The organism is Allobosea sp., from assembly GCF_030694325.1.
Classification (GTDB): Bacteria; Pseudomonadota; Alphaproteobacteria; order Rhizobiales; family Beijerinckiaceae; genus Allobosea.
In genome coordinates, this window is record NZ_JAUXYO010000045.1 from 37616 (window position 1) to 44766 (window position 7151).

Sequence of the window (7151 nt, forward strand, 5' to 3'; positions counted from 1 at the left end):
TCTGCGCATGAAGGAGTGTCGGATGAACCGGGTCGTTACGCTTCTGGCCGCCGCTTCGGCGGTCGCTCTCGCCGCCACGGCAGCCGGCGCCAAGACGGTGCGCTGGTCCGCTCCGACCGACATCGCCACGCTCGACCCCTATGCCCAGACCGAGAGCTTCACCACGGCGATGCTCCACCACGTCTTCGATCCGCTGGTGCGGCGCGGCCGGACCATGCAGCTCGAGCCGGCGCTGGCGACGAGCTGGAAGACGGTGAAGCCCGACACCTGGCGCTTCGAGCTGCGCAAGGGCGTGAAGTTCCACAACGGCAACGCCTTCACCGCCGACGACGTCGTCGCCTCGGTCACCCGCCTGCTGGACCCCGGCGCACGGGCCCGCGGCAACCTCTCGCAGGTGATCCGGGCGGAGAAGGTCGACGACTTCACCGTCGATCTCGTCACCAAAGGCCCGTACCCGCTGCTGCTGAACGACCTCGCCGGCATCTACATCCTCGACAAGGAATGGATGGAGCAGACCGGTTCGCTCAAGCCCGGCAACATCGCCACCGGCGTCAGCACCGCCGCCTCCACCACCGCCATCGGTACGGGCCCGTTCAAGCTCGAATCCTTCAAGCCCGATGCCGGCACGACCATGGTCGTGAACCCGGACTGGTGGGACAAGCCCGAGCACAACGTCAGCCGGATCGAGTTCAAGCCGATCAAGTCGGACGCCACGCGCGTCGCCGCGCTGCTCTCGGGCGAACTCGACCTGATCGCGCCCGCGCCGCTGCAGGATCTCGGCCGGATCGGCGCCAACAGTTCCTTCAAGGTGATCGAGGAGCCGTCGCTGCGGCTGATTTTCCTGGGCCTCAGCCAGCGCGACGAACTCAAGTCGATGCCGGGGCAGAAGAACCCACTCAAGGAGCTGAAGGTCCGCCAGGCGCTCTGGCAGGGCATCGATCTCGACGCGATCCAGAAGCGCGTCATGCGCGGCAAGTCGCAGAACACCGGCACGCTCGTGGCGCCGCCGGTGCCGGGCTACGACAAGGCCAATGACACCCTGCCCGGCTACAGTGCCGACAAGGCCAAGGCGTTGCTCACCGAAGCGGGCTATCCCAACGGCTTCAAGCTCGGACTGAACTGCCCCAACGACCGCTACATCAACGACGAGGCCATCTGCGTCGCCATCGCCGCGATGTGGAGCCGCATCGGTGTGCAGACCGAGGTCAAGACGGAATCGCGCGCGACCTATTTCCCGAAGCAGGACCGCGGCGAGTTCGACTCCTTCATGCTGGGCTGGGCGACCCTGCCGCCGATGGACGGGTTCAGCGTGCTCTCGGCCCTGCTGACCGCGCCGAAGGACGGCTTCGGCGGTTCGAACCCGATGGGTTACACCAACCCCGAGATCGAGCGCCTGACGCGGGAGGCGGCGGTCGAGCTCGACGAGCCCAAGCGCCGCGCGATGATGGTGGAAGCGCTGAAGGTCGCGAAGGACACGATCGCCTATATCCCCCTGCATCTGCAGCCGGTCGCCTGGGCCTCGCGCCAGGGCCTCGATGTGCCGCAGTTCCCGGACGAATATGTCCGCCTCTGGTTCGCGCAGGTGAAGTGACGCGCTGACCGAGGCCGGACAGGCTGCCATGCTGGCTCTTCTGATCGCCCGTCTGGGACAGGCCGTGCTCGTGATGCTTGCGGTCTCGGCCGTCGCCTTCGGCATGTTCCGCTTCGTCGGCGACCCGGTCTCGGCGCTGTCGCGCGAGAACGCGACGGTGGAGGAAAAGCAGGAGTTGCGGGAGGCGCTCGGGCTCGAACGTCCGGTTCTGGTGCAATATGCCGGCTTTCTCGGCCGCATCGTCCAAGGCGATTTCGGGATCAGCTATCGCAACCAGCGCCCCGTTGCGGCGCTGATCGCGGAGCGGCTGCCGGCGACGCTTGAACTGGTGCTGGTCGCGACGGTCCTGTCGCTGGCGCTGGGCATCCCGCTCGGCGTGCTCTGTGCGCTGAAGCCGGACGGGATCGCGGCCCGGCTTGTCCAGGCGGTCTCGCTGATCGGGATCTCGACGCCGACCTTCGTCACCGGAATCGTCCTGATCCTCACCTTCGCGGTGACACTGGGCCTCCTGCCTTCCTTCGGCCGGGGCGAGACGGTGCAGATCGGCCCGTGGTCGACGGGCCTGCTGACGCTGAGCGGGCTGAAGGCGCTGATCCTGCCCTCGATCACGCTGGCGCTCTACCAGCTCACCCTGATCATGCGGCTCGTCCGCTCGGAGCTGATCGACGTGCTCTCCAGCGACTACATCCGCTTCGCCCGGGCGCGCGGGCTGTCCACGCGGCACATCCATTTCACGCTGGCGCTGCGCAACGCACTGATGCCGGTGATCACTGTCACGGGCCTGCAGATCGGCTCGCTGATCGCCTTCGCCATTGTCACCGAGACCGTCTTCCAGTGGCCCGGCATGGGGCTGCTCTTCATCCAGGCGGTCAGCTTCTCGGACGTGCCGGTGATGGCGGCCTATCTGCTGTTCGTCGGGCTGCTCTTCGTGCTTATCAACACCGCCGTCGACCTGCTCTATGCGCTGGTCGATCCGCGCCTGCGCGTGAGGAGCTGAGCGTGGCCGCTTCCCTGTCCCGGCGGCTGCGGCGTGTCCCCCTTTCGGTCTGGCTCGCGGGCCTGCTGGCGCTCGCGATCATCGTCGCGGCGGCGCTGGCCCCGTTGATCGCGCCCTTCGACCCCACCGACCTGACCAGCTTCAACCTGATCGACGCGGAGCTGCCGCCGCGCTTCTCGCCCGATGGCGACCCGCGCTTCCTGCTCGGCACCGACAACCAGGGCCGCGACCTGCTCTCGGCCATGCTCTATGGCGCGCGGGTTTCGATCCTGATCGGCGGCGGGGCGGTGATGGTGGCGGCCGTGGTCGGCGTCGGACTCGGCCTGATCGCCGGCTATTTCGGCGGCTGGGTCGATGCCGCGATCATGCGCTTCGGCGACGTCATCCTGAGCTTTCCGACCATCCTGCTCGCCCTGCTCGTCGCCGGCGTGGCGCGGATGCTGTTCCCGGCCGCGAGTTCGGCCGAATGGGCGCCGTTCATCCTGGTCGGCGCCATCGCGATCCATGAATGGGTGCAGTATGCGCGCACCGTGCGGGCCGCCACCATGGTCGAGAGCGCGCGCGACTATGTCCGCGCGGTCAAGGTCATCGGCCTGCCCTCCCGCCAGATCATGCTGCGGCACATCCTGCCCAATGTGATGGGGCCGGTGCTGGTGATCGCGACGATCAACCTCGCGGCTGCCGTACTGACGGAAGCCACCCTCTCCTTCCTCGGCGTCGGCATGCCGCCGACCTACCCTTCGCTCGGCACGCTGATCCGTATCGGCAACGAATTCGTCTTCTCCGGTGTCTGGTGGATCGCGCTGTTTCCGGCGCTGCTGCTGGTGCTGCTGGTTCTCGGCGTCAACATCGTCGGCGACTGGCTGCGCGACCTGTTCAACCCCAAGCTGCGGGGGCGCGGATGAGCGCGCCTGCCCCCATCCTCGCCATCGACCGGCTGCGGATCGAATACCCGCTGGCCGATGGCGGCGTTCTGACGGCCGTCGAGGGCGCCACGCTCTCGATCGCGCCGGGCGAGATTCATGCGCTGGTCGGCGAATCCGGCGCGGGCAAGACGACGATCGGCAATGCGGTGCTCGGCCTGCTCGAAAAGCCCGGCCGGATCGCCTCGGGCACGATCGCGCTCGACGGCCAACCCTTCGACCCGCAGAAGCCCGGCGCGGTCCGGCTCGGCCGCGACATCGGCGCGGTCTTTCAGGACCCGATGACGAGCCTGAACCCGCTCTTCACGGTCGAAAGCCAGATCGTCGAGACGCTGCGGGCGCATCTGCCGCTCGACCGAGCAGCGGCGCGGGCGCGGGCGCTGGAACTGCTCAAGGCGGTGGGCATTCCCGAGCCGGAGCGCAGGCTGTCGGCCTATCCGCACCAGCTCTCCGGCGGGCAGCGGCAGCGCGTCGTCATCGCCTGCGCGCTCGCCTGCGAGCCGCGGCTGCTCGTGGCCGATGAGCCGACGACGGCACTCGACGTCTCGATCCAGGCGCAGATCCTCGATCTGCTGCGCGGGCTGGCGGATGAGCGCGGCATCGGCATCCTGCTCGTCACCCACAATATGGGCGTGGTCGCGCAGATCGCCGATACGGTGACGATCATGCATCGCGGCCACATCGTCGAGAGCGGGCCGGTGGCGCAGGTCCTGCGCAATCCCCAGGCGGACTATGCCAAGGCCCTGATCGGCGCCGTGCCGCGCATCGACATCAGGCTCGACCGCTTTCCGATGCTCGACGGCGCGAACCAGGCCGAGGCCGGCGCCGCCCGGGACCAGCTTCGGGCGAAGGCCCTGGCCGTGGGGGACCCGTCGCCGGGTCGCGACGTCCCCCTGCTCAGCGTCGACGATCTCTGCGTCGACTATGGGGCGGGCTTCCTCGCCGGCCGTGGCGCCTGCGCCTTCCGGGCCGTCGGCGGGGTGAGCTTCGAGATCCGCCGGGGCGAGGTCTTCGGCCTCGTCGGCGAGTCCGGCTGCGGCAAGACCACCATCGCCAATGTGGTGGCGGGCCTGCGGGCGCCAACCGGCGGGACCATCCGCTTCGACGGCCAAGTGATTGCCGGTGCGGAGGCGGCTCCACGCAAAGGCAAGGCCCGGCGCGCGATCCAGATGATCTTCCAGGACCCCTATTCCTCGCTGAACGCGCGGATGCGGGTCGGCCGCATCCTGGCCGAGCCGATCCTGTTCTACGAACTGGCCCGCACGCGGGCCGAGGCCGAGGCCGATGTCGGTCTGCTGATCGAGGCCGTCGGCCTGCCGGCTGAAGCCGCGCAGCGCTTCCCGCACGCCTTCTCCGGTGGCCAGCGCCAGCGGCTCTCGATTGCGCGGGCGCTGGGCGCGCGGCCGCGGCTGATCGTCTGCGACGAGCCGACCTCCTCGCTCGACGTCTCCGTCCAGGCGCAGATCCTCAACCTGCTCAAGGATCTGCGCGACGCGACCGGACTGACGCTGCTGCTGATCAGCCACGACCTCGCGGTCATCCGCCAGATGTGCGACCGGGTCGCGGTGATGCGCGCAGGCCGGATCGTCGAGATGGCGGCGGCCGAGACGCTCTTCACGGCACCGCAGGCCGACTACACCCGCCAGCTGCTCTCGCTCGTGCCGACGCTCGAGCGCATTCGCGGCGAAGTCTGACTACCGGCTTCCCGCATCAAAAAACATTGGGCCTGAGGAGACGACCATGACCGACATCCTGATCCAGCACGGCGTGGTCGTGACCATGGACGGCAAAAGGCGCGTGATCGAGGACGGCGCCGTCGCGATCAAGGGCGATCGCATCGTCGCCGTCGGCACCAGCGCCGAACTCGCGGTCAGCCATAGCGATGCCGCCACCATCATCGACGCCGCCGGCAAGATCGTGATGCCGGGCCTGATCGACGCCCACACCCATGCCGGCCACGGGCTGATCAAGACCATGGGCGGCGGGCGCAGCGATGAATGGTACGAGGTCTGCCACACCGTCTACACCGTGGCCTCGACGCCGGAATGGTGGCGCGCGGAGGCGCAACTCGCCGCCCTGGAGCGGCTGCGCTTCGGCGTCACGACCGCGGTCGCGCTGCTCGGCGGCGGCGACACGATCATGCGCTGCGACGAGCCGGTTTATGGCGAGGCGCATCTCGACGGCGTCGCCGAGGTCGGAACCCGCTCGGTGCTGGCGGTCGGCGCGACGCGCCCGCCCTTCCCGCGCACCTATGCCCGCTTCGAGAACGGCGAGGCCAAGGAACACGCCACGCGTTTCGAGGACATGTTCGCGACCTGCCAATCGCTGGTCGAGACGCAGCATGGCCGGCTCGGGAAGCGGCTCAACATCGCGCTGATCACCCCGACGCTGCGGGCCGAGCACGAGGCCGGGCTGAGCGCCTCGGATCTGGCTGATGCCCGCGCCCAGGGCCGCCGCATGTCAGACTTCGCCAGGGAGGCCGGCCTCGTCTTCACCCAGGACGGGCACACCAAGGGCAGCGTCGCCTATGCCAAGGAGCTCGGCATTCTCGGGCCCCATGCGCTGCTCTCGCATTCGACCGCGCTGACCGACGAGGAGATCGCGATCGTTGCCGACACCGGCACGCATATCGTCCATAATCCTTCCGCCGTCGCCTCGATCCTGGCGCGGTGCCCGGTGACGGAGCTGCTGGAGGCCGGCGCCAATGTCTGTCTTGGCTCGGATGCGACAGCGCCCGACCGCTCGGGCGACATGTTCCGGCACATGCAGCAATGCATGCACTACCACCGCACCTTCCACCACGATCCGAGCTGGCTGCCGCCGGGCCGCGTGCTGGAGATGTGCACGGTCGATGCTGCGCGTGCGCTCGGCATGGCCGACGAGATCGGCTCGCTCGAGGTCGGCAAGAAGGCCGATGTCGTGCTGCTCGACTGGCGCCGGCCGCATCTCTACCCGGCCAACATGCCGCTGTTCCGGCTGGTCTACTTCGCCAACGGCAACGACGTCGACACCGTCATCGTCGATGGGCGGATTGCGCTGCAGGGCCGCAAGGCGATCTTCGTCAACGAGGACGCGGTCCTCGACAATGCCCAGGCGCAAACGGAATGGATGCTCGACTATTGCGGCTTCCGGCCCCTGCTGGAGACGCCGGCGAGCTTCTGGGGCCAGGTGCGCGCCATGGACCAGGTCGAGGCGCGCAGCCTGTCGGGGCTCAAGAAGAACTGAGCGTAGCGCCTCAGGGCGCCGGGCGCAGCGGCACGCCGTCACGGGCGACGATGCGGCCGCGCTTGAGGACGCGGCGGTTCGGCGAGCGGTCGACGACCGCTTCAGCCAGCGTCTCGCCGGGCAGGATCAGCAGGTCGGCGGCGCAGCCCTCGGCCAGCCCGTAATCGGCGACCTCCATCAGCTTCGCGCCCTCGACGGTGCAGGTGTCGAGCGCGAGCCGGACCTCGTCGTCACGGCGCAGATTGTTACGCAGGCCGACGAGCACGGCCCGCTCCAGCATGTCGCCATTGCCATAGGGGTTCCAAGTGTCGCGGATGCCGTCGGAGCCGGCGGCGATGCGGATGCCGGCGGCGAGCATGCGCTTGACGGCGGGAACCGGGCGGCTGGCCGGCGCCGTGGTGACGATGGCGATGTC

General features: G+C 68.8%; 6 protein-coding genes. 5 read left to right on the forward strand and 1 reads right to left on the reverse strand.

Going from position 1 to position 7151, the window contains the following annotated elements:
- The first annotated feature begins 22 nt into the window (after positions 1-22).
- The 5 genes from Q8M82_RS02390 to Q8M82_RS02410 are packed head-to-tail and all read left to right on the forward strand — an operon-like array spanning position 23 to position 6736.
- Positions 23-1591: an ABC transporter substrate-binding protein gene (locus Q8M82_RS02390; RefSeq protein ID WP_305689780.1), complete on the forward strand. Its 1569-nt coding sequence runs from the start codon at positions 23-25 to the stop codon at positions 1589-1591.
- Positions 1592-1619: 28 nt separating this feature from the next.
- On the forward strand, positions 1620-2588 hold the full coding sequence (locus tag Q8M82_RS02395) for an ABC transporter permease (protein ID WP_305689781.1): 969 nt from the start codon (positions 1620-1622) through the stop codon (positions 2586-2588).
- Positions 2585-3493, forward strand: coding sequence for an ABC transporter permease (locus Q8M82_RS02400; protein WP_305689786.1), 909 nt, complete (start codon positions 2585-2587; stop codon positions 3491-3493). The genes Q8M82_RS02395 and Q8M82_RS02400 overlap by 4 nt, the downstream gene beginning before the upstream one ends.
- Positions 3490-5205, forward strand: coding sequence for a dipeptide ABC transporter ATP-binding protein (locus Q8M82_RS02405; RefSeq protein WP_305689782.1), 1716 nt, complete (start codon positions 3490-3492; stop codon positions 5203-5205). The genes Q8M82_RS02400 and Q8M82_RS02405 overlap by 4 nt, the downstream gene beginning before the upstream one ends.
- Positions 5206-5251: 46 nt before the next feature.
- Positions 5252-6736, forward strand: a complete 1485-nt coding sequence (locus tag Q8M82_RS02410) for an amidohydrolase family protein (RefSeq protein ID WP_305689783.1) — start codon at positions 5252-5254, stop codon at positions 6734-6736.
- A gap of 10 nt (positions 6737-6746) precedes the next feature.
- On the opposite strand, the gene Q8M82_RS02415 is transcribed toward Q8M82_RS02410, so the two are convergent.
- Positions 6747-7151: amidohydrolase family protein (locus Q8M82_RS02415; protein WP_305689784.1), on the reverse strand; the 405-nt coding region annotated here is incomplete at its 5' end.